The organism is Amycolatopsis keratiniphila (assembly GCF_000400635.2).
GTDB classification, from domain to species: Bacteria; Actinomycetota; Actinomycetes; order Mycobacteriales; family Pseudonocardiaceae; genus Amycolatopsis; species Amycolatopsis keratiniphila.
This window is the reverse complement of sequence record NC_021252.1, coordinates 5,492,059-5,514,335: the sequence shown is the minus strand read 5'-3', so window position 1 is coordinate 5,514,335 and position 22,277 is coordinate 5,492,059. Positions and strand designations below refer to the sequence as shown.

At 69.2% G+C, this 22,277-nt stretch carries 18 protein-coding genes; 9 read left to right on the top strand and 9 right to left on the bottom strand.

Translation table 11 applies throughout. The features are described 5' to 3' along the window. Nucleotides 1–11 precede the first annotated feature (11 nt). From AORI_RS65805 to AORI_RS65795, 3 genes are read right to left on the bottom strand one after another with little or no spacing between them, the layout of a single operon-like run. Nucleotides 12–302, bottom strand: coding sequence for a hypothetical protein (locus AORI_RS65805; protein WP_016335297.1), 291 nt, complete (start codon nt 300–302; stop codon nt 12–14). Then, entirely contained in the window at nt 299–3,694 is a 3,396-nt protein-coding gene (locus AORI_RS65800; protein WP_016335296.1) for a TM0106 family RecB-like putative nuclease, read from the bottom strand. The genes AORI_RS65805 and AORI_RS65800 overlap by 4 nt, the downstream gene beginning before the upstream one ends. 52 nt (nt 3,695–3,746) lie before the next feature. After that, on the bottom strand, nt 3,747–4,457 hold the full coding sequence (locus AORI_RS65795; RefSeq protein WP_043848210.1) for a GntR family transcriptional regulator: 711 nt from the start codon (nt 4,455–4,457) through the stop codon (nt 3,747–3,749). Between the two features lie 121 nt (nt 4,458–4,578). On the opposite strand from AORI_RS65795, the gene AORI_RS65790 reads away from it, so the two are divergent. The 3 genes from AORI_RS65790 (at nt 4,579) to AORI_RS65780 (ending at nt 7,849) form a co-directional block, all read left to right on the top strand. Beyond that, the gene (locus tag AORI_RS65790; RefSeq protein WP_016335294.1) at nt 4,579–5,493 is read left to right on the top strand and encodes a glycoside hydrolase family 16 protein; all 915 of its coding nucleotides are present in this window, start codon (nt 4,579–4,581) and stop codon (nt 5,491–5,493) included. Nucleotides 5,494–5,502: 9 nt separating this feature from the next. Further along, nucleotides 5,503–6,366 carry a sigma-70 family RNA polymerase sigma factor gene (locus AORI_RS65785; RefSeq protein ID WP_016335293.1) on the top strand — a complete coding sequence of 288 codons (864 nt, stop codon included), beginning with the start codon at nt 5,503–5,505 and terminating at the stop codon, nt 6,364–6,366. 127 nt (nt 6,367–6,493) lie between these two features. Then, on the top strand, nt 6,494–7,849 hold the full coding sequence (locus AORI_RS65780; protein ID WP_016335292.1) for a deoxyguanosinetriphosphate triphosphohydrolase family protein: 1,356 nt from the start codon (nt 6,494–6,496) through the stop codon (nt 7,847–7,849). A 53-nt stretch (nt 7,850–7,902) separates the two neighbouring features. Here the strand turns inward: AORI_RS65780 and AORI_RS65775 are convergent, their stop codons facing one another. Together AORI_RS65775 and AORI_RS65770 are read right to left on the bottom strand one after the other, a co-directional pair. After that, complete coding sequence (locus tag AORI_RS65775; RefSeq protein WP_043848209.1) at nt 7,903–9,147, bottom strand: HNH endonuclease signature motif containing protein; 1,245 nt, start codon at nt 9,145–9,147, stop codon at nt 7,903–7,905. A gap of 264 nt (nt 9,148–9,411) precedes the next feature. Continuing rightward, nucleotides 9,412–9,879, bottom strand: a complete 468-nt coding sequence (locus AORI_RS65770) for a GNAT family N-acetyltransferase (RefSeq protein ID WP_267283985.1) — start codon at nt 9,877–9,879, stop codon at nt 9,412–9,414. Between the two features lie 106 nt (nt 9,880–9,985). Between AORI_RS65770 and AORI_RS65765 the strand changes: the two genes are divergently transcribed. Together AORI_RS65765 and AORI_RS65760 are read left to right on the top strand one after the other, a co-directional pair. Beyond that, nucleotides 9,986–10,762 (top strand): cyclase family protein, encoded by a 777-nt coding sequence (locus AORI_RS65765; RefSeq protein WP_016335289.1) that lies wholly within the window; start codon nt 9,986–9,988, stop codon nt 10,760–10,762. Beyond that, nucleotides 10,759–12,369: a thiamine pyrophosphate-binding protein gene (locus tag AORI_RS65760; RefSeq protein ID WP_016335288.1), complete on the top strand. Its 1,611-nt coding sequence runs from the start codon at nt 10,759–10,761 to the stop codon at nt 12,367–12,369. Before AORI_RS65765 ends, AORI_RS65760 begins: the two co-directional genes overlap by 4 nt. 5 nt (nt 12,370–12,374) lie before the next feature. Here the strand turns inward: AORI_RS65760 and AORI_RS65755 are convergent, their stop codons facing one another. Genes AORI_RS65755 through AORI_RS65745 form a run of 3 tightly spaced genes read right to left on the bottom strand, consistent with a single transcriptional unit; the run spans nt 12,375 to nt 16,310 of the window. Next, entirely contained in the window at nt 12,375–13,637 is a 1,263-nt protein-coding gene (locus tag AORI_RS65755) for a class I SAM-dependent methyltransferase (RefSeq protein WP_016335287.1), read from the bottom strand. A 27-nt stretch (nt 13,638–13,664) separates the two neighbouring features. Further along, on the bottom strand, nt 13,665–15,050 hold the full coding sequence (locus AORI_RS65750; RefSeq protein ID WP_016335286.1) for an FAD-binding oxidoreductase: 1,386 nt from the start codon (nt 15,048–15,050) through the stop codon (nt 13,665–13,667). A gap of 45 nt (nt 15,051–15,095) precedes the next feature. Further along, the gene (locus tag AORI_RS65745; RefSeq protein ID WP_016335285.1) at nt 15,096–16,310 is read right to left on the bottom strand and encodes an SGNH/GDSL hydrolase family protein; all 1,215 of its coding nucleotides are present in this window, start codon (nt 16,308–16,310) and stop codon (nt 15,096–15,098) included. Between the two features lie 114 nt (nt 16,311–16,424). Here AORI_RS65745 and AORI_RS65740 point away from each other — a divergent pair, with 114 nt between their 5' ends. The 4 genes from AORI_RS65740 (at nt 16,425) to AORI_RS65725 (ending at nt 21,859) form a co-directional block, all read left to right on the top strand. After that, nucleotides 16,425–16,796: an MmcQ/YjbR family DNA-binding protein gene (locus AORI_RS65740; RefSeq protein ID WP_043848208.1), complete on the top strand. Its 372-nt coding sequence runs from the start codon at nt 16,425–16,427 to the stop codon at nt 16,794–16,796. A gap of 334 nt (nt 16,797–17,130) precedes the next feature. Next, complete coding sequence (locus AORI_RS65735; protein ID WP_043848961.1) at nt 17,131–18,297, top strand: sensor histidine kinase; 1,167 nt, start codon at nt 17,131–17,133, stop codon at nt 18,295–18,297. Beyond that, the gene (locus AORI_RS65730) at nt 18,294–18,956 is read left to right on the top strand and encodes a response regulator transcription factor (RefSeq protein ID WP_016335282.1); all 663 of its coding nucleotides are present in this window, start codon (nt 18,294–18,296) and stop codon (nt 18,954–18,956) included. Before AORI_RS65735 ends, AORI_RS65730 begins: the two co-directional genes overlap by 4 nt. Before the next feature lie 20 nt (nt 18,957–18,976). Continuing rightward, nucleotides 18,977–21,859 (top strand): AfsR/SARP family transcriptional regulator, encoded by a 2,883-nt coding sequence (locus tag AORI_RS65725; protein ID WP_016335281.1) that lies wholly within the window; start codon nt 18,977–18,979, stop codon nt 21,857–21,859. On the opposite strand, the gene AORI_RS65720 is transcribed toward AORI_RS65725, so the two are convergent. Beyond that, complete coding sequence (locus AORI_RS65720; RefSeq protein ID WP_016335280.1) at nt 21,831–22,271, bottom strand: hypothetical protein; 441 nt, start codon at nt 22,269–22,271, stop codon at nt 21,831–21,833. The two genes, AORI_RS65725 and AORI_RS65720, sit on opposite strands and share 29 nt — an antisense overlap. Between the last annotated feature and the right edge of the window lie 6 nt (nt 22,272–22,277).

Genomic DNA, 22,277 nt, shown 5'->3' with positions numbered 1-22,277 from the left:
CTTGATCACGGTCACTGCTCCCGCATCGCGCGGCGGATCTCGGCCAGCTTGTCCTTCGCGGCCTTGTCGCGGTCGGCGATCTTCTTGTCCAGCGAAGCGACGTCTTCCTTGCCGCCGAGGCCCGCGAGTTCGGTCGAGCCCAGCGAGGTCGTGTAGCGCTGCTCGATCCGGTCCCGCACGTGGTCGAACGACGGCACGCCGCCTTCGCTGTAATCCGGCTCCGGGACCTCGACAGGGGCTGTCGGGGACTCTTCGACGATCTCGGCGTCGAGGATCTCCTTGTCCGGGTCTTTCTCGGTCATCGTCCACTCCGTCCTGCGTGCCACGGCACGGCTTCGGTCATCAACCCGAGCATGCCCGAAACCAGCCGCATCTGGTCGACCGTGCGGATGTCGGCCTCGACCAGCCGCGGCGAGCAGACCATGACCGCGAGCGCCTGCGCCCGCGAAAGCGCCACGTTGAGCCGGTTCCGGGAGAGCAGGAAGTCCAGGCCACGCGGCAGATCGACCGCCGAGGACGAGGTCATCGTGGTGATCACCACCGGCGCCTCCTGGCCTTGGAACCGGTCCACCGTGCCCACCCGCACACCGGGATGCCCGGCCTCGTCCAGCGCGCGGGCGACGACCCTGGCCTGCAGGTTGTACGGCGCCACGACCAGGATGTCCTCGTCGCCGAGCGGCCGGCGCTCGCCGTGGTCGGTCCAGGCGCGGCCGTGGAGTTCGGCGACGAGGGCGGTCACCGCCTCCGCCTCCTCGACCGACCGCGTCGTGTTGCCGTGGTGGTCGACCTCGGCCAGGTACAGGCCCGCTTCGACGCCGTCGATCGCCCGCTCGGCCGCCGACGGATGCGAGTGCAGACGGCCCGCGTAGGACAGCCGTGACACCGGCGCGCAGACGGCCGGATGCATCCGCCGGGTCTCGTCGAGGAAGTACCCGAGTTCGGCCGGGATGATGTCCGCCTCGCCGATCAGGTGCCCGAGCGCGGAGGCCTCGGCGCCGGCGGGATGCGTGCCCTGTACGACCTGCGGCAGCTGCTGCGGATCGCCCAGCAGCAGGAGATTCTTGGCGCACATCGACACCGCGAGCGCGTCGGCGAGGGCGAACTGGCCCGCCTCGTCGATGATCAGCAGGTCGAAGGGCTCTTCCCGGATCGCGGCGTTCGCGAACGTCCAGGCGGTGCCGCCGACCAGATGACCGGTGTCGTGCTCCTCACGCCATTTCACCAGCGCGGGGTTGGTCTTCGGCTGCTCCCACGGCGCGGCCGGATCCGGGGTGCGCTTGGCGCGTTTCGCGCACGGCAGATCCGGCGCGTTCTTCAGCGCGGCGGACAGTACGTTCTCCACGGCCTTGTGACTGGTCGAGGTGACGGCGATCGTCTTGCCCGCGCGCACGAGTTTCGCGATCAGCCTGCCCGCCAGATAGGTCTTGCCCGCGCCCGGCGGGCCTTGGACGGCCAGCGTGGAGCCGTCGAGCGCCTCGACGGCCTCGATCACCGTGGTCACCAGGTCGGCCCCCGGTTCGGGCAGGGTCTTGTCGTCGCGAAGGCGGGGTGTCGTGCGCCGGAGCAGATCGACGCCGGGATGCGCGGGCAGCGCCGGCAGGCCGTCGACGACGAGGCGGGCGAGGTCCGCGACGGCGTCGTCCTTGGGGGAGGGGCGGACCGGGCTCCCGGGCAGCACCGCGACCGGCCGGTCGGCGGTGGTCTCGTCGGGCGCGCAGCCTTCTTCGAGGGTCAGTTCGACGGCGGTGGCCGAGACGACCTTGGCGTCGCGCGCGGCCGCGCCGTAGCGCAGACGGACGTCGTCGCCGGGCGCGAAGGGATGTGGGCGGTCCGGGTCGCAGCGGAGCACGAGTGAGCGCTTCGCCTTGCGGACCCGGCCCGACGGCGGGACCCATTCCCCGGCTTCCAACGAGATCGGGACGGTGCAGGAGTTGTCGGTCTCCAGATCACCGAGCGGGGCGGCCAGCTGGCGGAAGTACTCCCACCACGCCGGATTCGTCTCGCGGCGGTGATAGCCGACCGACGCGGCCAGCAGCGCGCGGGCGCGATCCTCGCCGGTGAACTCGGCCGGATCGTCGGGCAGCCCGTCCAGCAGCGGATCGACCAGCGCGGCCAGCTGCGCCGCGCGTTCGGCGCGTTTCTGGGCCGCGACGTCCTCTTCGGTCTGGCGGAGCAGAGCGTCCACATCGGACTCTTCGGGCGGCTCGGCGAGCGCGATCCCTTCGTCCACGCGGATCTTGTGGAGGAACTCGAACAACCGCAGCGTGGAGACGCAGTCGTATTCGTTGTAGTCGCTGATCCCGCGCAGCACCTCGTCGGCGTGCTCGGTCTCGCCGGAGGCGGTGAGCGTCAGGTACTCCTCGTAGGCCTCGATGCTCGACACTGCCGTCTTGACGTCGCCGTCACGTGCCTCGGGCATGTAGAGCGGTTCGAGATACTTGATCGAGTACGACCGCTGCGAGACCCGGAGTGCCTTGCGCACCACGGAATACAAGTCCACCAGGCCGCCGCTGCGCAACAGATGGTCGACGGCGTCCTCACGGGTCCCGTGCACGGCGGCGAGCCGTTTGATCGCGGTGACCTCGTACGGCGCGTAGTGGTAGACGTGCGAGCCGGGATGCTCGGCGAGCCTCGCGGTGGCGAAGTCGACGAACTCTTCGAAGGCCCGCTTCTCCTGCGACCGGTTGTGCGCCCAGAACGGCGTGAACTTCGTGCCGTCCTCGGCGGTCACGGCGCCGAAGAGGTATTCGAGCCCTTCGCCGGCCAGCGCGTACGGATCGCCCTCCATGTCGAAAAAGACGTCGCCGGGCGCGGGTGGCGGCAGTTCGGCCAGCGCGTCCGGATCGATGACCTCGTAGGCGATCTGCCCGGTTTCGTCCTGCCGGACCTGGATCGCGGCCTGGGCGCGCAGCGTGGTGAACGACGTCGTCGAGATGTCGCGCGGTCGGTCTTCCGGTGCGGCGGCCGCGAGCGCGTCGATGGTGCCGAGTCCCGCCGCGACGAGCTTGCGCCGCTGATCGCCGCGCATCCCCGCGACCAGCGAAAGGTCGCGGTCGGCTTCGCGGGCGCTCGCGCAGTGCGCGGCGTAGGAGCAACCAGCGCACGCGGGTCGTTCGTCGGCCCACAGCTGGACCGGCAGGGTCGGCGGCCGGTTTCGCAGCCGGGCGCGGAGCCGGTCCACCAGCGGGAGGAAGTCGTCGACGCGGAACGAGCGCGTGCTGTGATCGCCGAGCAGCAGGTGCATCTGCGGACCGGCGGGCCAGCCCGCCCGGCGCAGGGCATCGGCGTACGCGGTCAACTGGACGACGGCGGCGGGCTTCGCATGCCTGGCCAGCTTCGTGTCGTAGACCTCGTAGCGGCCTTCGTCGTCCCGCATCAGGAAGTCGGCCCGGCCGGAGAACTCGCCGTCGTGGAAGACCGCCTGGTAGATCACCGGAGCACCGGCCCGAAGCGCTTCTTCGGTGGCCTTCGCGGCGACGGCCGGATCGCGTTCGTCGATCTCGACGACGGCGCTCCGCTCGCCCCGCAGCTTGTCCAGCGTCGCGGCCTCGTGCGCGCGCCCGTGCGTGACCGCGAGCTGATCCGGCCCGGACCCCGGCCGCGGCGCGCCCGGCAGGCCGGCGGCCAGCGCCTGGTTGAGGAGGCTGCGGTGCTCGCATTCGAGCAGGTCGGCGAGATCGGACGGGGTGTACATCGCCCGGGAGTCTTACATGGACTCCGGCCGCGGCCGCCCCGGCGCGCCGGAGTCAGCCCGAGGTGTGGTCGAACGTCAGGTGCGAGGTGATCCGGTAGCGGTCGCCCCGGTAGATCGAGCGGGTGTACTCGATCACGCGGCCGCCGTCGTCGCGGGTGGTGCGTTCGAACAGCAGCGCGGGGGAGTGCTGCGGGACGCCGAGCAGGCCGGACTCGTCGGGGTCGGTGACGGTCGGCTCGATGATCTGCACGGCCGTCGCGGGCACGACCTCGTACCGCGTGCGGAGCAGTTCGTAGAACGAGCCGGACTCGAAACCCGCTGCCGTGATGTCGGGCACGAGATCACGCGGGACCAGGATCCGCTCGATCGCCATCGGTGCCTCTTCGACGACGCGGACGCGGGTGACGGCCACCAGTACGTGGCCGGGGGAGACTTCGAGCCGTTTGCCCAGCCGGGCACCCGCCGGCGTGGTGGCGAAGTCGATCACGCGGCTCGTCCAGTGTCCCTCGGCGGGCGGGGCGAACTGCTCGCCGCCGGTGGCGGGCAGGAGGTCCTGGGAGATCTTGCGCGGCGCGGTGAACGTGCCGCGGCCGTGCTCGCGGACCACGAGACCGTCGCGCTCCAGTTCGTCGATCGCGGCCCGCAGAGTGGGGCGCGAGACGCCGATTTCGGTGCTCAGCGCGCGTTCCGAAGGCAGGACCTCGCCCGGCTGCCGCCGCTCGATGAGCTGGCGTAGCCGATCCTTGACCTCTGTGCGCCGCATGACCACAGCTTACCCAGTGGTCACCGCGAATTGGCTGGTGGACAAGTTGTCTAGACCTATTGACTTTACCACTTCGCCGGGCGACGGTGGAAAGAAACTGACCAGTGGTAAAGGAGACGAGATGTCGACCTCAGGGAAGTTCCGCGCCGCCGCCGTCGCGGCCTTGTCGGTCACCGCACTGGCTCTGGCGCCGGGCGCCGCTTCGGGAGCGGCCGGTTGCGGGGCGCTGTTCGACGACTTCCACTACGGCTCGCACACCGACGGTCTCCTCGCCCAGCACGGCTGGCAGGTGCGCTCCGGAGCGGGGGGCCCCGGTGTCGGCGGTGCGCGCTGGGCGCCCGAGGGCATCACGTTCCCGACGTCCGACGGGGACAAGGTGCTGCAACTCGCCTCCACCACCGACGGCACACCCGCGGGGACGACGCAGACCGAGATCATGCAGCCCGATCGGCGGTTCTTCGAAGGGACGTACGCGGCCCGGATCCGCTTCTCCGACGCGCCGGCGTCCGGCCCCGACGGCGACCGGATCAACCAGACGTTCTTCACGATCAGCCCGCTCCGCTACGCCAACGACCCGATCTACAGCGAACTGGACTTCTCGGAGTACCTGCCCAACGGCGGATGGGGCGAGGCGGGGCCGGTGAACTTCCAGACCAGCTGGCACACCTACACGCCGGACCCCTGGTACGCCGAGAACAAGAGCGACAGCCAGCGCCGCAGCATCGACGGCTGGCATTCCGTCGTCGCGACGGTGTCCGACGGCCATGTGCGGTACTACATCGACGGCGCCCTGGTGGCCGACCACGACCGCAGCGGGCCGTTCGACGTGTACCCGCGGCAGAACATGTCGCTCAACGTGAACCAGTGGTTCATCGACCTCACGCAGCACAGCGGCGGGACGAGCACCTACCTCGAACAGGTGGACTGGGTCTACTACGCGAAGAACGAGGTGCTGACGCCGCAGGCCGCCGCCGATCGGGCCGCGTCGTACCGGTCTTCGGGCGTGCGGTTCACCGACGATCTCGGTGGCTGTTAGATGTGAACGGTGGATCGGCTGACGGAACGTTTCGAGGAACACCGGACCAGGCTGCGGGCGGTGGCCTACCGGATGCTGGGCTCGTCCAGTGAGGCCGAAGACGCCGTCCAGGACACGTGGCTGCGGCTGAACCGCACCGACGCGGCGGAGATCGAGAACCTCGGCGGCTGGCTGACCACGGTGGTGGCGCGGGTGTGCCTGAACGTGTTGCGCTCACGCGACCACCGGCGGGAGGAACCGCTCGACGCCGCGTTCTCCGAGCCCGCCGACTCCACGGTCGATCCCGCCGCCGACGCGGTGCTCGCCGACTCGGTGGGGCTCGCGATGCTGGTGGTGCTGGACACGCTGGCCCCCGCCGAACGGCTCGCGTTCGTCCTGCACGACATGTTCGCGGTGCCGTTCGACGAGATCGCCCCGCTGATCGACCGCACCCCGGCCGCCGCGAGGCAACTCGCGAGCCGGGCCCGGCGCCGGGTCCAGGGTCGTTCCACCGCCGCGGAACCGGACCTCGCGCGACGGCGCCAGGTCGTCGACGCCTACCTGACCGCGGCCCGTGGCGGCGACTTCGCCGCGCTCCTCGAACTCCTGCACCCCGACGTCGTCCTCCGCGCGGACAAGGCGGCAGGCCCCTCGCGCGAACCGATCTTCCTGCGCGGCGCCAACGTGGTGGCTCGCGGCGCGGCGGCCGCTTCGGTGCGGGCGGCGGTCACCCAGCTCGCGCTGGTGAACGGCGGCATCGGTCTCGTGATGGCCGACGAAGGACGGCCTTCGGTGGTGCTCGCGTTCGAGTTCGTGGACGGGAAGATCAGCGAGATCGACGTCATCGCGGACCGGGAACGGCTGCGGGGGCTGGATTTGGTGATGGTGGACTGAGCCGGGGTTGCGGTTCGGTCGCGAACGAATACCGATGGTCCGGTGTCTTCGCCGGATTCGTTAACGGTCTTCTGGTGGTGGCCGCCTTCTTTTCGAAGCTCTTTTGAGTCACGACGAGGAGGCGACCATGTCGCAGGGGACAGTCGGAAAGGCCCGGCGTCATCCGGTGAAGGAGCAGGACACCGCGTATCGGGACGATTATCAACGGGACCGGGACCGGGTTCTCTATTCGTCCGCGTTCCGGAGACTGGCCGGAGTGGCGCAGGTCGCCGCGGTCAATGAGCAGCTGGTCTTGCACAACCGGCTGACCCACAGTCTGAAGGTCGCCCAGATGGGGCGAAGACTCGTGCAACACCTGCGCTATCAATTGGACGATCCGAAGCGTGGCTTCCCGGCAGGATCTGATCTGAACGAAGACGTTGTCGAGACGGCGGGACTCGTGCACGACATCGGACACCCGCCGTTCGGCCACATCGCGGAGGAGGTCCTCGGTCAGCGACTGGCCCAGATCGACGGGCTGGAAGGCTTCGAAGGGAACGCTCAGTCCTTCCGGGTGGTCACAAAACTCGCCCGGCGGAAGATGGAGCACCCGGGCCTCAACCTTACCCAGGCGACGTTGAACGCGATCCTCAAGTATCCGCGTCTGAAGCATTCGTCCAAGTCGACGGCCCTGTGGACCGACCGTGGCTACGGGGACAAATGGGGCGCGTATCAGACCGAAAAGGTGGACTTCGACTGGGCGCGGCAAGGCAGCCGAGGTGACTTGAGATCCGCGAACGCTGTCCTTATGGATTGGGCGGACGACATCAGTTACGCGACGCATGATCTAGAGGACTACTTTCGCGCCGGTCTCATCCCACTGCACAGCTTGTCGGTGGACAAGGAGCGCATACTGAAGCATGGCCTCCGCAGGCTGAAGCAGCACAGGGGATTCGACGAGTTCCGATTCCGGAACGAGCTCGAAACGATCATCGCCGAGTTCGGCGGACGCCTGCACTCCCAGTGCTGGGAGACCCGTAAGAACCGGGTGCAGATGAACAAGATCAGCAGTGGCCACCTCACCCGCTTCGTGAAGGCGGTCCGGCTACTCGGTGAACCACCCTACGTCGAGATCGAGCAGAGCAGTCAGTACCGGGTCGCCGCACTGAAGGAACTCACGTGGTTCTACGTGATCAACAGGCCTCCACTGGCCATCCAGCAGGAAGGTCAGAAAAGGATCATTGGTTCGCTCTTCGATCGGCTGATGATGTGCTTGGAGAAGTCTCCGAGTAGCCCGAAAATCCCCATACAACTCCGCGGGATCTATCGCGATATCACGCAGGATGACACGGTGGAGGCCATGTCGGATAAAAACAAGGAAGCCGGCTGTGCGCGGGCCGTCACCGACTACATCTGTCTGCTCACCGAAGCGCAAGCGGTCGATCTTGGCGAGCGGCTCGCGGGCAGGTCGCAGAGCTCGATGTTCGGAACCTGGTTCAACTGAGCGAGCGCATGCCGAGGGGCCCGTCGCCATGTGGTCGGCGGGCTCTCTCGGGTTCAGCGGTGGTTGTGGCGGGGTGTTTGTAGCGGGTCGAGGTATTGCGGTGGGATGAATTCGGGTCGGCCGTTGGTGATTTGGACTTTCCAGCCGGATTGGCCGTGGATGACCATGTGGTGATAGCGGCACAACAGGCAGAGATTGTTCAGATCGGTGTCACCGAACTGTCCCCACGGGAGTATGTGGTGGGCTTCGCAGTGTTTGGGTCTTCGCCGGCAGCCGGGGAACGCGCACCCGTGGTCGCGCAGGTTCAAGGCGCGGCGTTGGGCGGGAGTGACACTACGGGCGGCGCGGCCGATGTCGAGGGGTTCGCTTTCGGTGCCGAGGATGGCGGGGATGATTTTCGCGTCGCAGGCCAGCATCCGGGCGTGCCGGGCGGTGATCTGCGCGACCCCGTCCACACAGGCCGCCCCCAGCCCTGAGGTCAAAGTCTCCAGCGGGATGGTGACCACGACCGTCGTCCGGTCTCCGGAGAGGGTGGGGGCTTTGTCGTTGGTCATCGCGTAGTGGATCGCGTCGAAGAGTGCGTCCCCATTGCGCTCGCCGGGGGTGCGGGGGTCGCGGTTGCCGTCCTCGTCGACGGGTCTTCGTTGTCCCCAGGTTTCGAACAGGGCGTTGGCGCGGGCCCCGAATTCGGGGTCCAGGAGGCCGTTGAGCCGCCACCACCCGTCGTCACGCTTGTGGAGGTGCACTTCGCGTGACGGGGGTTTGAGGTCTTCGTCTTTGGGTTCGTTGCCGTCGGGGTCGAGGTGGGCGAGGAGTTCGGCGCCGACGTTGCTGATCTCCTGCGGTCCGGCGTGGCGGGCCAAGGTCACCAGGATCTGTTCGGCGCCGGTCCGGTCGTCGGCCGAGGCGTCGGCTGGGATTTTCTTCAGCACCGCGAGGATCGGGTCGAGTTGCTGATGCCCCAGGTCACCCTCTGCCGCCGCGGCACCGGCGATCGGCGCGAACGCCGGGACGGGAGTGCCATCCAGATTCCGGCTCTCGTTCACCGCCAACGCGCGAGTGACGGTGTCGCGGGCCTCGTTCGGGGTGATTCGGGCGGTCTCGGCGAACCAGCCGGCGGTCGAGCCGTGCCCGAACAGTTCCATCGGGCCGCGGGATTCGATCTCGACCAGGAACTGACCGACCTCCGCCAACGCCTGTCGTGCCACCGACAACCGCTCGACGACACCGTGCGCGAGCTCGCGCGCACCGGCACGCCACAGCTCCTGCGGCGGTTCGAGGATACGTTGTCCGGACACCCCACGAGAATAGCAGGAATCGAACACGTGTGCGAATCTGAAAGGGTTTCTTGAAATTTATTCAAGTAGTGTTCGCGGGGGAGATTGCGAAAGAAGGTTTCGCGACCTTCGACGTTGCATCATGTTTCGGGAGGTGTCGCATCATTTGAGCCATCATCTGTGTCAAAGTGTCTGAGGCTCAACACAACCTCCAGCGTTGTGAAAGTGGCTTTCGCAACGCGCCGCTCCGCCTGGCTTAGGCCGGACTCGTGGACTGCCACCCCCTCAAACGTCAAGGCAAAGAACGGTGTCCTCGATCTCATCATCCCGAGCGGACGCGTACGCGACCTCGGTCCCAATGACACGGAACCCCGCCTTCCGCAGCACCCGAAGCGACCCTAAATTGTCGCTGGCGGCCCGGGCGTACAACGGCCGGACCTCGACCACGTCCAAAAACAGCGCGAGGGCGCGGCTGGCGACTCCCCGCCCCCAAACCGCACGGTCTATCCAGTAGGTGATTTCGGCGTCGCCTTCCACGAAGAAGCTGCCGATGGTGCCGAGGAAGCGACCGTCGCCGGTCACCGCACGCAGGGTCAGATCCGGGAAAGTCCTCAACCTCGCGATGTGGCGGTCGAACGCTTCGCGATCGTCGGGGTCCCTGGCGATGAACGCGGCCATCTTCACCGATTCGGGGTCACGCATCAGCTCGTACAAGGTGTCCAGGTCGCGATCCTCGACCGGCCGCAATGCCACCTCGATCATCGATCTCCTCCGTCTGCCGGCGACGTTCCCGGCAACCATCAAACCCGAAATCCGCCTAAGGTGGCCGAGACGCCGCAGTCACTCCCGGGAGGCATGCATGTCGTTGTTGGCCCAGCTGAACTCCGCGATCACCACGGGCGCGATCGAGGTCGTCGACCTCACCGCCCCGTTGAGCGCGAACACCCCGATCCTCCAGTTGCCGGAGCCGTTCGCGAACACGATCCCGTTCGGCCTGGAGGAGATCAGCCGGTACGACGAACGCGGGCCGCGCTGGTACTGGAACAACATCCACACCGGCGAGCACACCGGGACCCACCTCGACGTCCCCGTGCACTGGGTGTCGGGAAAGGACGGCCACGACGTCTCCGAGGTGCCGTTGCGCACGCTGGTCGCCCCGGCCGTGGTGCTCGACGCGTCCGCCCGCGCGGCCGAAGACCCGGACTATCTGCTGTCCATCGAAGACATCCGTGAGTGGGAGCGCGTGAACGGGCCGCTGCCCGAGGGCGGCTGGCTGCTCTACCGCACGGGCTGGGACGCGCGCTCGCACGATCAGGAGGCCTTCCTCAACAACGACGAGAACGGTCCGCACACCCCGGGCGTTTCGGGGGAGTGCGCTCGCTGGCTCGCGGAGGAGGCGCCGATCACCGGGTTCGGTGTGGAGACCGTCGGCACCGACGCGGGGCAGGCACTCGCCATCGACCCGGCCTTCCCCTGCCACGAACTCCTTCTGGGCGCCGGGAAACACGGCCTGACCCAGTTGCAGAACCTGGCGAGTCTGCCGGCCACCGGCTCACTGCTGGTCGTCAGCCCGCTCCCGATCGTCGGCGGTTCCGGCAGCCCCGCCAGGGTCTACGCGCTGGTCGAGCGGGTATGAACGTCGCGGAACTGGTCGGCCGCACGCTCGCGGAACTCGGCGTCGGCGCCGCGTTCGGGGTCGTGGGCAGCGGCAACTTCGAGGCGACCAACGGATTGCGGGCGGGCGGGGTACGGTTCGTCGCCGCGCGGCACGAGGGTGGCGCGGCGAGCATGGCCGACGCGTACGCCCGGATGAGCGGCCAGATCTCGGTACTGAGTCTCCATCAGGGCTGCGGGCTGACCAACGCGCTCACCGGCATCGCCGAGGCGGCCAAGAGCCGGACCCCGATGATCGTCGTGGCGGGCGACACCGCGGCGTCGGCGGTGCTGTCGAACTTCCGGGTGGACCAAGACGCGCTCGCGGCCGCCGTCGGCGCGGTGCCCGAGCGCGTGCACGGCGCGCGGACCGCGGTCGCCGACACCGTCCGTGCTTATCGGACGGCGGTGCAACAACGACGGACGGTCCTGCTCAACCTGCCGCTCGACGTCCAAGCCCAGGAAGCGCCCGAAGCGGTCGCCGTCCCGGAAATCCCCGGCCCGGCGTCGATCCGGCCGAGTGCCGACGCGGTCGCGAAACTGGCAGACCTCCTGGTCGAAGCGCGGCGGCCGGTGTTCATCGCCGGCCGCGGCGCACGGGGGAGCGCCGCACCGCTCAAGGAACTCGCGGAACGATCCGGTGCGCTGCTGGCGACTTCGGCGGTGGCGCACGGCCTCTTCCACGACGATCCCTTCTCGATCGGGATCTCGGGCGGCTTTTCGTCGCCGCGAGCGGCGGACCTCGTCAGGGACGCCGACCTCGTGATCGGCTGGGGGTGCGCGCTGAACATGTGGACCACCCGGCACGGCACGCTGCTCGGCCCGGCCGCCCGGCTGGTCCAGGTCGACATCGACCAGGCGGCGCTCGGCGCGCACCGGCCGATCGACCTGGGCGTCGTCGGCGACGTCACCGGCACGGCCGTGGACGTGCACGCCGAACTCGGAAGGCGTGGCCACCGCAGGAGCCGCGAAACCCCTGAAAGCACCCGATGGAACGACGTCCAGTATAACGACCTATCCGGCGGCGGGAAGATCGATCCGCGTACGCTCAGCCGCCGTCTCGATGAGATCCTGCCGTCCGAACGGGTGGTCTCGATCGACTCCGGCAACTTCATGGGCTACCCGAGCGCGTACCTGTCCGTGCCCGACGAGAACGGCTTCTGCTTCACCCAGGCGTTTCAAAGCATCGGGCTCGGCCTCGGGACGGCGATCGGCGCGGCCCTGGCCAGGCCGGAGCGCCTGCCGGTGCTCGGAGTCGGCGACGGCGGGTTCCACATGGCCCTCTCCGAGCTGGAAACCGCCGTCCGCCTACGGATCCCGCTCGTCGTCATCGTCTACAACGACGCGGCGTACGGCGCCGAGATCCACCATTTCGGTGCCGCGGACATGACGACGGTCCGGTTCCCCGACACCGACATCGCGGCGATCGGACGCGGTTTCGGCTGCGCCGGGGTCACTGTGCGGTCGGTCGAGGATCTCGCCGCCGTCACGGACTGGCTGGACGGCCCACGGGACGCGCCGCTCGTCGTCGACGCCAAGATCGCCGACGACGGCGGCTCGTGGTGGCTCGCCGAAGCCTTCCGGCATTGAGTCCTCTAAACGCCCCAGTCCGGCCGCAGCGGCATGCCCGCGTCGCCGTCCGGGCCGACCTTCACCCCGAGCACCTGGTGCAGTTCGATTTCCCGGCGCTCGAAGGCGAGCCGGCACGCGGCCATGTACAGCGCCCACACGCGGCTCCGGCCGGCGCCCGCTTCGGCGACGGCCTCGTCCCAGTTCGCGTCGAGGTTGGCGCACCAGGCGCCGAGGGTGGTGGCGTAATGCTCGCGGAGGTTCTCCGAATGCCGCACCTCCAGCCCGCTGTCGTGCATCGCGGTGGCGATCTCCCCGACGGACTCCAGCTCGCCGTCGGGGAAGACGTACCGGTCGATGAACCCGCGTGACCGGTGCGGGACGGAGGTGTCCGGGTTGGTGATGCAGTGGTTCAGCAGGCGTCCGTGCGGCTTCAGTTTCCCGGCGAGGAAACGGAAGTACGACGGCAGGTTGCGCGCGCCGATGTGCTCGGTGAGCCCGATCGAAGACACCGCGTCGAACCCCGTTTCGGTGACGTCGCGGTAGTCGAGATGCCGTACTTCGGCCTTGTCCGCGAGCCCCTTGGTCACGATGTCCTTCTGCGCCCATTGCGCCTGCTCGCGCGAAAGGGTGACGCCCAGCGCTTCGACGCCGTAGTTCGCGACGGCGTGCTCGACCATCCCGCCCCAGCCGCAGCCGACGTCCAGCAACCGCATCCCGGGCCGCAGCCCGAGTTTCCGGCACACCAGGTCGAATTTGTGCGCCTGCGCCTCTTCCAGTGACGCGCCTTCGGACGGATACGCGGCACACGTGTAGGCCATCGACGGGCCGAGGACCAGTTCGTAGAACCGGTTCGAGACGTCGTAATGGTTCGAGATCGCGTTGCTGTCGCGCGCTTTCGAGTGCCGTAGCCCGTCGAAGACGCGTTTGGCGCGGCTCGGCAGTTCTTCGGCGGGCGGGGCGACGCGGCGCAAGTGCTTCGGCCCGAGTTCGCGCAGCAACCACAGCCGATCCGCGGCGCTGAGCTGATCGACGTGGGCCACGAGCGCGCGCAACGCCGAGTAGAGGTCACCGTCCACATCGAGCGCGCCGGCGACGTAGGCACGGGCGAGCCCGAGGTCGCCGGGGGACGACATCAGGTACGTCAGCGCCAGCGGCGACCGCACCCGGATCGACACCGGCGCGTCGGCCGGGCCGCTCGTGCTGCCGTCGTAGGCGGTGATGGACACTTCGGCGCTCGGGCCGAGCAACCGCTCGAAGATCTTCCCGACGGTGGTCGTCTCAGCCATGGTCGTCTCTCTTCTTCCCTGGCCCGATCACCGCCGCCGCACGCATTTCGCGTACAGGTCGAGCAGGCGGCCGTCGGGGTCGTAGGCCGTCTTCAGTTTCCGGTAGGCGTCGCCGTTGTACAGCCGCCAGAACTCCTCTTCGGCATAGAAACTGTCGGAGTACAGCGACTTCCGCCCGCCGAGCCGGGTCACTTCGGCCTCGATCAGCCGATTGTGCGTATCCGGCGCCTCGCCGGGGTCCAGTGGCACGGCGGACCAGAACCCGAAGTTGACGTACAGCGTCCCGGGGTCCATTTCGTACAGCGGCGAGTTCACGCCGCCAGGCCGCTGCTTCAGCGGGCAGATCCACACCGGGCTGATCGGGATCTCGCGGCGGAAGAAGTCCAGGAACTCCGCGGCCCGCGACAGCGGCACTTCGATGTCCTGGACGACGGTCTCTTCCGGCGGGAGGCGACGCAGCTTGAGCAGTTTCGCGGCGATCCCGAACCGGCGGTCGAGCGCCACGACCTTCCAGTAGACCGACGACCGCAACAGTCGCCTGCCGAGCAGCAACCGGGGGAGCCGGTGCTGCACGCCGAACGCCCGTGAGCACCAGAACCAGTCCGTGTCCCAGCGCCACAGGTAGTCCCGGACGCTCAGGTGATCGGTCTCGCGGGAGCGGATCGACTTGTAGTAGATGTCGAGCCAGGTGTAATCGCTGGTCACCGGTGCCGAGGAGGTGAAGGTGCCCAGCGTCAAATACTGCTCGCCTGGTCCGAAGACCGTTCCGTCGACGAAGTCCGCCGACCCGCTCCGGCATGCCTCGCCGAGCGCCGCGAAGTACTCCTCGGTGTCTTCGTACCGGACGTGGTCGAGCCGGACGTACGGCTTGACCGGCTCCAGCTCGATCTTCAACCGCAACGCGTAGCCGAGCGTTCCGTACGAGTTCGGGAAACCGTGGAAGAGATCGCTGTGCTCGTTGTCCGGCCGCGCGACGACGATCCTGCCGTCACCGGTGAGCAACTCCATCTCCAGCACCGACTCGTGCACGAGCCCGTTGCGGAACGAGGAGGACTCGATGCCGAGGCCGGTGACCGCGCCGCCGAGCGTGATCGTCTTGAGCTGCGGCACGACCAGCGGCATCAGCCCGTGCGGCAGGGTCGCGTCCACCAGTTGCTCGTAGGTGACCATGCCTTCGACGTCGGCCGTGCGCGCCAAGGGATCGACGTCGAGTACGTGCGTGAATCCCGAGACGTCCAGCCCCGGCGTGCTGGTCGCCTTCCGCGCCCGGAACAGGTTCGACGTCCGCTTCGCCAGCCGGATGGTGCCGTGGAGATCGGCGAGCCGCGCCCGGAGGATTTCGGCACGCGCCTCGTGTTCGGCGAACCGGACCAGCCGCGCCGTCTCCCGGATACCGCTGTCACTGCTCGCCATCAGTTCATCGTGCCCCACCGAACCGCCTGGCGCAGCCCTCGCTTTCTAGCCGAGCCCAGCCAACGGGACGGCGTTCGCCATGGCGGTGAAGCCCTTGTCACCGGGGTGGAGGTGATCGCCGGAGTCGTACTCGGGTTTCATCCGCTGCGGGTCGGCGGGATCGCGGATCACCGCGTCGAAGTCGATGTAGCCGTCGAAGAGCCGGCTCGTCCGGATGAACCGGTTCACCGCCTGCCGGGTCTCCTCGAGCTGCGGCGTGTACGAACCCCAGCCCTTCCACGGCGTGATCGTCGCGCCCAGCACGCGCAGGCCGCGGTCGTGCGCCCGGCCCGCGATCTGCTTCAACGCCGAGATGATCTTGTTCGGGTCGGCCTGGTGCGGCGTCTGCTGGATGTCGTTGATGCCCTCGAACACGATCGCCGTCCGCACGCCGGACTGGCCGAGCACGTCGCGGTCCAGCCGGGCCAGCGCGTTGACGCCGTAGTTGCCGCCGTCGAGCAAGAGCCGGTTCCCGCTGATCCCGGCGTTGAGCACGCCCGTCCGCGCGCTGATCTTGTCGGCGAGCTGATCGGGCCAGCGCAGGTTCGCGCCCCAGGTCGAGTTCGCCCCGTCGGTGATCGAATCGCCGATCGCCACGACACTGCCCCGCAGCCCCCGGCCCCGGACATCCACTCCGGACACGTAGTGCCAGACGGCGGTCTTCTCCGGGAACGCCGCCGCCGACTCGTCGGCCGCTTTGTCGCCGTTGCGGGTGAAGTAGGAGTTCTGCATCGCCAGCGGGTGGTAGGTGACCGGACCCGACGGCGTCGGTGTGTACGTGGTCACCAGGAGATCGCCGTCCCTGGGCACGGTCAGCGCCGCGCCGTCGCTGAGGATGTCGGCGCCCGGCGGCACGGTGACCTCGCGATCTCCGCCGAAGGTCAGCGTGCGCATCGTGCCCGGCACGGCCTGCGGGGTGTCGGGGCCGGCGGCGACCGCGACGGTCACCCGGCCGAACAGCACCGGAGTCCGGCCGAAGGCGTTGGACAGCCGCACACGTACCTCGTGCCCGCCGACGCTGGTGTGCACGATGTTGCGGATCGAGAAGTTCGGATAACCGTTGTCGGTCCCGGCCACCCCGGCCGCGGGAGCCGCCGCCCAAGTGCCCACCCAGCCGCTGGGGGCGGCGCTTTCCACTCCGGACGGCGGGGCCGCCGCGGCGACCCCGGGCACCACACCCAGCAACAGGATTCCCGCTACGGCGAGCTGCTTCACGCGCATGTCGGTTTCGCCTCCACCCAGTCGGCTCCACCCATCGTCAGTGAATCACCGACAAGCGGTCAACGTCCCGGACGGGACAGGTTTCTGTCGGTGGGCGCGATTAGCCTGAACGCCATGAAGCCAGCCGCGCTCGCGAAGCTCTGCCTCGCCCTCCCGGGTGCCCGGGAGGAGTTCCCGTTCGGCGAGGACATCAACGTGTTCAAGGTCGCGGGCAAGGTGTTCGCGCTCGGTCCGCTCAAGGCGAAACCGCTGCGGATCAGCCTCAAATGCGAGCCCGACCTGGCCGTCCGGTTGCGCGCCGAGCATCCGGCGATCATCCCCGGCTACCACCTGAACAAACGACACTGGAACACCGTCGAGCTGGACGGTTCGCTGACCGACGACTTCGTCCGGGAGATGATCGAGGACTCGTACGACCTCGTCGTCGCGGGCCTGCCGAAACGAGAACAGGAGAAACTGAACTGGGTCGCGCTCAGCCAGGAATGAGCGGCGAAGCCGTTGTGGCTGGCCGGCACTTTCGCGTGATCGTCCGTCCAGTCACGCAAGGCCGCCAGTAGGTACCTAAGCGTCCATCAGCGCCGGGCTGGGTGAGGGGGACTTTCACCGCGTGCGATGCGGGTAAAGCGTCCTTCACCGCGTCAGCTGAGGGGGTCGTGAGTGGCGATTCGGGTTAGAACACTCATTGGCACTCACGACCGTGGCCCGCGCCCCTCGGAGGTTTCATCGGGATTTCATCGGTCTCTGCCTCCTACCGTGGGCGGAGACGGGTGCCGACCGCCGCACGATGACTCGCACACCGCGACTTCCTAGGCTGATGTCCGTGCTGGAGATCTTGCGGGACCGGTTGCGGGCACGGGTGCAGGTCAGCCTCGCCCGGGCCGGGCTGACCCTGCCGTGGTGGGTGCCGGTGAGTTCCACCCTGGTGAGCGCGGTGTTCGCGGTGGTCGCCCTGGTCCAGCGAGACGCCCTGCTGCCGCCGAGCCCGGTGGCGCTGGCCGGGCTGGTCGTGATCGTCAGACCGCTGATCTGGGCCACCACCGATTGGGTCGTGCCGTGGGTGCGGATGGCCGCGCTGATCGTCGCGGCCGCGATCCTGCTCATCGAGCCGGTGCTTCCGGATTTCGCGCCGTTGCTGCTTCTGATGGCGGCCACCGAGGCGGGCAGTATCCTGCGGACGCCGCTGGGGATCGCCCTCGTGACCGCCGCGGGTGAACTGGTCCTGGTCGTGGCGGGGATCTGGGGCGGGCTGATCGGCGGGCCCGTGTACATGGTCGCGGTCCTGCTCGGCCTCTGCGGTGGGCTCGTGGTCCGCTGGTACACCCGGGCGCTCGACGCCGAACGCGGCGCACGCGACGTCTCCCGCGACAAGGCGCTGCTCGCCGAACGCCAGCGCATCGCGCGTGAGGTGCACGACGTCGTCGGCCATTCGCTCAGCATCACCCTGCTGCACCTGACCGGTGCCCGGCACGCGCTGCAGCAGGACCGCGACGTCGACGAGGCGATCGAGGCGCTCACCGAAGCCGAGCAGGTGGGGCGGGCCGCGATGGCCGACATCCGCCGCACGGTCGGCCTGCTCGCCGACTCCCCGTCGGGCAGTGCGCCGCTCCCGGGCATCGAGGACATCGCGACGCTGGTGGAACGCACCCGCAGCGCCGGACTGGCGGTGCGCTATACACAGGAAGGCGACCTCGGCCGGGTAGGCGCCTCGGAAGGATTGGGCCTCTACCGGATCGTGCAGGAATCACTTGTCAACGTCGTCAAGCACGCCCCCGGCGCGACCGCGGAGGTCCGGCTGAACGCAGGCCGTTCCGGGCTGGATCTCGTCGTCAGCAACACCCTTCCCTCGACCGTCCGGCGCACGGCCGAGGACGGCTCGGGACTGGCCGGGATGGCCGTCCGGGCGGCACAGCTCGGCGCCGATCTGAGCGCCGGGCCCAACGGCAGGCAGTGGATCGTGCGCGTCACCGTGCCGGGAGCCAAGCCGTGACCGCCGCCGAGATCCAGGTGCTGCTGGTCGACGACCAGGAGCTGGTCCGGTCCGGGCTGCGGCGCATCCTGCGGCGGCGCGACGGGTTCGTCATCGCGGGGGAATGCGGTGACGGCTCGGAGGTGCCCGCGGCGCTGGCCGCGCACGAGGTCGACGTCATCGTGATGGACCTGCGGATGAAGAACGTCGGCGGGGTCGAGGCCACCAGGCGGCTGCGGCGGACCGGCGGGCATCCGCCGGTGCTCGCGCTCACCACCTTCGACGACGACAACCTCTTGGCCGACGCGCTACGGGCGGGCGCGGCGGGTTACGTGCTCAAGGATTCTCCCGCCGAAGACCTGATCCGGGCCGTGCGGGCGGTCGCCGCGGGCGACGCCTGGCTGGATCCCGGGGTCACCGGGCGGGTGCTCGCCGCCTATCGCCAGGCCGCCGGGAACGGCAGCGGCGGACGCTCACCGGAACTGCTGACACCGAGGGAACAGGACGTGCTCAGGGCGATCGGCCGGGGGCTGACCAACGCGGAGATCGCCGCGACTCTCGTGATTTCGGAGGTGACCGTGAAAAGCCATATCGGCCGGATCTTCACCAAGCTCCAGTTGCGGGACCGGGCGGCGGCGATCGTGTACGCGTTCGACCACGGGATCGTGGTGCCGGGCTAGTGCGGAACGAAGGGGGGATCATGTCGGAACCGAAGCTGCGATTCGAGGTGCTCGGCCCGCTGCGGGCCTGGCACGGCGAGACCCGGCTGGACCTCGGTCCGGTCCGCCAGCAGGCCGTTCTCGCCGCGCTGCTGCTGCGCCCGGACGTGACGGTCAGCCATTACGAACTCACCGACGGGCTCTGGGAGAAGCCGCCGGAGTCCAACGTGCTGCCGGTGTACGTCCGGCGGCTGCGGCAATGCCTGGACACCGCGGGGACAAAGCCGCGGGACTCGGTGATCGTGTCCGACCGCGGCGGTTACCGGTTCTCCGGTAGTGGGGTGCTCCTTGACGTCGTCCGGCTGGAGGAGGTCGCCGCCGTCGCGGTCGCCGCCGAGGAATCGGGCGACCTCGTCGCCGCGGTGGACACCTTCGCCGACGCGCTGCGGTTGTTCCACGGCGAGCCGCAGACGGGGCTGCCCGGCGCGTTCGTCCAGGGCGAGCGGCGACGGCTGGAGGAACGCAAACTGCTGTTGCTGCGCCGGAAACTGCGGGTCCAGCTGAAACTCGGACGGTTCGACGAGGTGATCGGCGAACTCTCGGCGCTGGTGTCCGCCGATCCGCCGAGCGAGCCGCTGGCCGCCTTGCTGATGCGCGCGCTCTACGGCGGCGGGCGGCAGGCGGAGGCACTGGAGGTGTTCACCGACGTCCGCGAGCGGCTGGTGGAGCAGCTCGGTGTCGAGCCCGGCGAGGAGCTGCGGCAGGTGCAGGAGGCGGTGCTGCGCGGGGACGAAGCCCTGCTCGGCGTCGCCCCGCGCAGGGAGCCTGCCCGCCGGATCCGCAACGAACTGCCCGCCACCAACGGCGAACTCGTCGGCAGGGACCGGGAACTCGCGCTGCTCGTGGAGGACGGCGATCCGGAGTCGGTCTCGGTCGACACCATCGACGGCGTCCCGGGCGCGGGTAAGACCACGCTCGCGGTGCGCGCGGCCCATCGGCTCCGCGAGTCCTATCCGGACGGTGCGTTGTTCGTGGATCTCCACGGCTACACCGAAGGCCGCGAGCCGGTGACGCCGGAGCGCGCCCTGCGGCGGCTGCTGCGCGCGGTCGGGGTCGAGGACGGGCTCATGCCGGACGATCTCGACGAGCTGTCCGCGTCGTGGCGGGCGGCGACCGCGCACCTGCGATTGCTGCTGGTGCTCGACAACGCCGAGTCCGCGGGGCAGGTGCGGCCGCTGCTGCCGTCCGGGCCGGGCAGCCGGGTGCTGGTGACCAGCCGTCGCCGTCTGTCCGGTTTGGACGCCGATCGCCGTGTTTCCCTCGGCGCGCTGGGTCTCGAAGCGGCGGAACGGCTGCTCGGCCGCATCGTAGGAGCGCCGAGGGCCGAGGGGGAGCGGTTCGCCGTGCGCGCGCTGGCCGGGCTGTGCGGGCGTCTGCCGCTCGCGCTGCGGATCGCGGGCGCCAGGTTGCAGAACCGTCCGATGTGGACGTTCAAGGACCTGGTGGACCGGATGTCGGACGACGAGCGCAGGCTCGGCGAGCTGACCGCCGAGGACCGCAGTGTCGAGGTGGCGCTGCGGCTGTCGTACGAACAGTTGCGGCCCGCCGAGCAGGACGCGTTCAGTGTGCTCGGCCTGTCGCCGACGGCCGAGTTCGACCGGCTCTCGGTCTCCGCGCTGCTGGACTGTTCGCCCGCCGAAGCCGAGCGGCGGCTGGAAAGCCTGGTCGACGCCAGCCTCGTGCAGGAGCCGGCGAGCGGCCGCTACCGGCTGCACGACCTGGTGGCCGTCTACGCCCGGCGGCTCGCCGGGGAGATGCCCGAGGAGGCCGCCGAAGCGGCACGGAAACGGGTGTACGGGCTGTACCTCGGCGCCGCCCGGCGGGCGAGCGAATGGGGTGTCGCGCGGTTCCCGCTGGAGACGGGCGGTCCGTTCACCGGCCAGCGTGACGCTTCCGCCTGGCTCGACGCCGTCGGCGATCTGCCGGAGGTGGTGAGCCAGGCGGCCGAAGCCGGGCTCGAAGACCTCGCGTGCTCTGTCGCCGAGGGACTGGTCGACTACCTCGCGCGCCAGCAGCGGTATCACGAATGCCGGACGGCGTTGCAGATCGCGCTGCCGTTGGCCGAACGGGCCAGGGACGGACGTCTCGTCTCGTCTCTGAAGTTCTGCCTCGGTTACGCCTACGCCATGCAAGGACAGCTGGACCGGGCGCGCGGCTGGTTCGACGACGCGCAGCAGGCGGGTCAGTCCTCCGGAGACCGCGGTCTGGAGGCGCGGGCGCTGGGCGGGCTCACCATGGTGGACCTGATCGCCGGACGGTACGAACTCGCGATCCCCGGCATGCGGCGGGTGATGGTCCTGGCCGAGGAGGTGGGTGACCGCTGGCTCGCCGAGAGATCGTTGTCCGCGCTGGGCTATCTCGCCTATCTGCAAGGCGACCACGAAGAAGCGCTCCTTCACCTCGGCCGCGCCCGTGAACTGAGCGAGGAGGTCGGCAGCCCGGGGATGCTGGCCAGGGTGCTCTGCCACAGCGGCACCGTCCGCCTCGAAATCGGCCGGTTCGCCGAAGCGGTGTTGGACCTCCGACGTTCCGTCGAACTCGCCGAAGAGACCACGGACGGCCTGCTGATCGCGTCCAGCCTGGCCCGGCTGGGAGCGGCGGAACTGGAGCTCGGGAACCTCGGCGAGGCGTTCGAACTCCAGCGGCGGGCGCTGACGGCGGTCACGGAGGAGACCGTCGTCGGGATGGAGTCCGAGATCCGCAACCGGCTCGGCCGCACCCATCTCGCGGCGGGCGATCCGGTGGCCGCGCGGGAGCATTTCGAATGGGTGCTCACCACCATCGGGCCCGACGGCGATCCCGCTCAGCGCACTCTCGCGCTGGAAGGCCTGGAACTCACCAGACAGTCGGTACTCCGGCGTTGACGATCGTGAACCGGTGCCCGGCCATGCTCGTCCGCCAGCGCGCGAAGTAGGTGTCGGCGGCGTCGGCGAGGTGCACCCCGGCGCGGACCTCGTGGACGGCGTAAGCCCACTCCGCGGCGTCGCACAGCACCAATTCCCTTGGCGCGCCGCGCTTGCGGAGCACGGAGGAGCAGAGGGCGCCGCGACGGCCGACGGCGCCGTCGTCGAGACAACGACGGAGATCGTCGACGGCGTCGGCGGCGGTGTCGAACAGCGTCCACCGGTACTTCGGCGACGGGCGGCCGTCGGCCCACGGCGTGAAGAACGCCGCCCAGCTCCAGCCCGGGCCGACGACCCCGTCCCGTTGCCCGGGGCTCGGCGCGTCGTCCCGGGGCGTCACCATGTTGTACGGGGTCCGGCTCGCCGGGCTCATGCACGT

Bases quoted from the DNA above. Each gene is read 5' to 3' on its own strand.
- AORI_RS65805 (WP_016335297.1), bottom strand. From the start codon at position 302: ATGACCGAGAAAGACCCGGACAAGGAGATCCTCGACGCCGAGATCGTC.
- AORI_RS65800 (WP_016335296.1), bottom strand. From the start codon at position 3,694: ATGTACACCCCGTCCGATCTCGCCGACCTGCTCGAATGCGAGCACCGC.
- AORI_RS65795 (WP_043848210.1), bottom strand. From the start codon at position 4,457: ATGCGGCGCACAGAGGTCAAGGATCGGCTACGCCAGCTCATCGAGCGG.
- AORI_RS65790 (WP_016335294.1), top strand. From the start codon at position 4,579: ATGTCGACCTCAGGGAAGTTCCGCGCCGCCGCCGTCGCGGCCTTGTCG.
- AORI_RS65780 (WP_016335292.1), top strand. From the start codon at position 6,494: ATGTCGCAGGGGACAGTCGGAAAGGCCCGGCGTCATCCGGTGAAGGAG.
- AORI_RS65765 (WP_016335289.1), top strand. From the start codon at position 9,986: ATGTCGTTGTTGGCCCAGCTGAACTCCGCGATCACCACGGGCGCGATC.
- AORI_RS65760 (WP_016335288.1), top strand. From the start codon at position 10,759: ATGAACGTCGCGGAACTGGTCGGCCGCACGCTCGCGGAACTCGGCGTC.
- AORI_RS65755 (WP_016335287.1), bottom strand. From the start codon at position 13,637: ATGGCTGAGACGACCACCGTCGGGAAGATCTTCGAGCGGTTGCTCGGC.
- AORI_RS65750 (WP_016335286.1), bottom strand. From the start codon at position 15,050: ATGGCGAGCAGTGACAGCGGTATCCGGGAGACGGCGCGGCTGGTCCGG.
- AORI_RS65745 (WP_016335285.1), bottom strand. From the start codon at position 16,310: ATGCGCGTGAAGCAGCTCGCCGTAGCGGGAATCCTGTTGCTGGGTGTG.
- AORI_RS65740 (WP_043848208.1), top strand. From the start codon at position 16,425: ATGAAGCCAGCCGCGCTCGCGAAGCTCTGCCTCGCCCTCCCGGGTGCC.
- AORI_RS65725 (WP_016335281.1), top strand. From the start codon at position 18,977: ATGTCGGAACCGAAGCTGCGATTCGAGGTGCTCGGCCCGCTGCGGGCC.
- AORI_RS65720 (WP_016335280.1), bottom strand. From the start codon at position 22,271: ATGAGCCCGGCGAGCCGGACCCCGTACAACATGGTGACGCCCCGGGAC.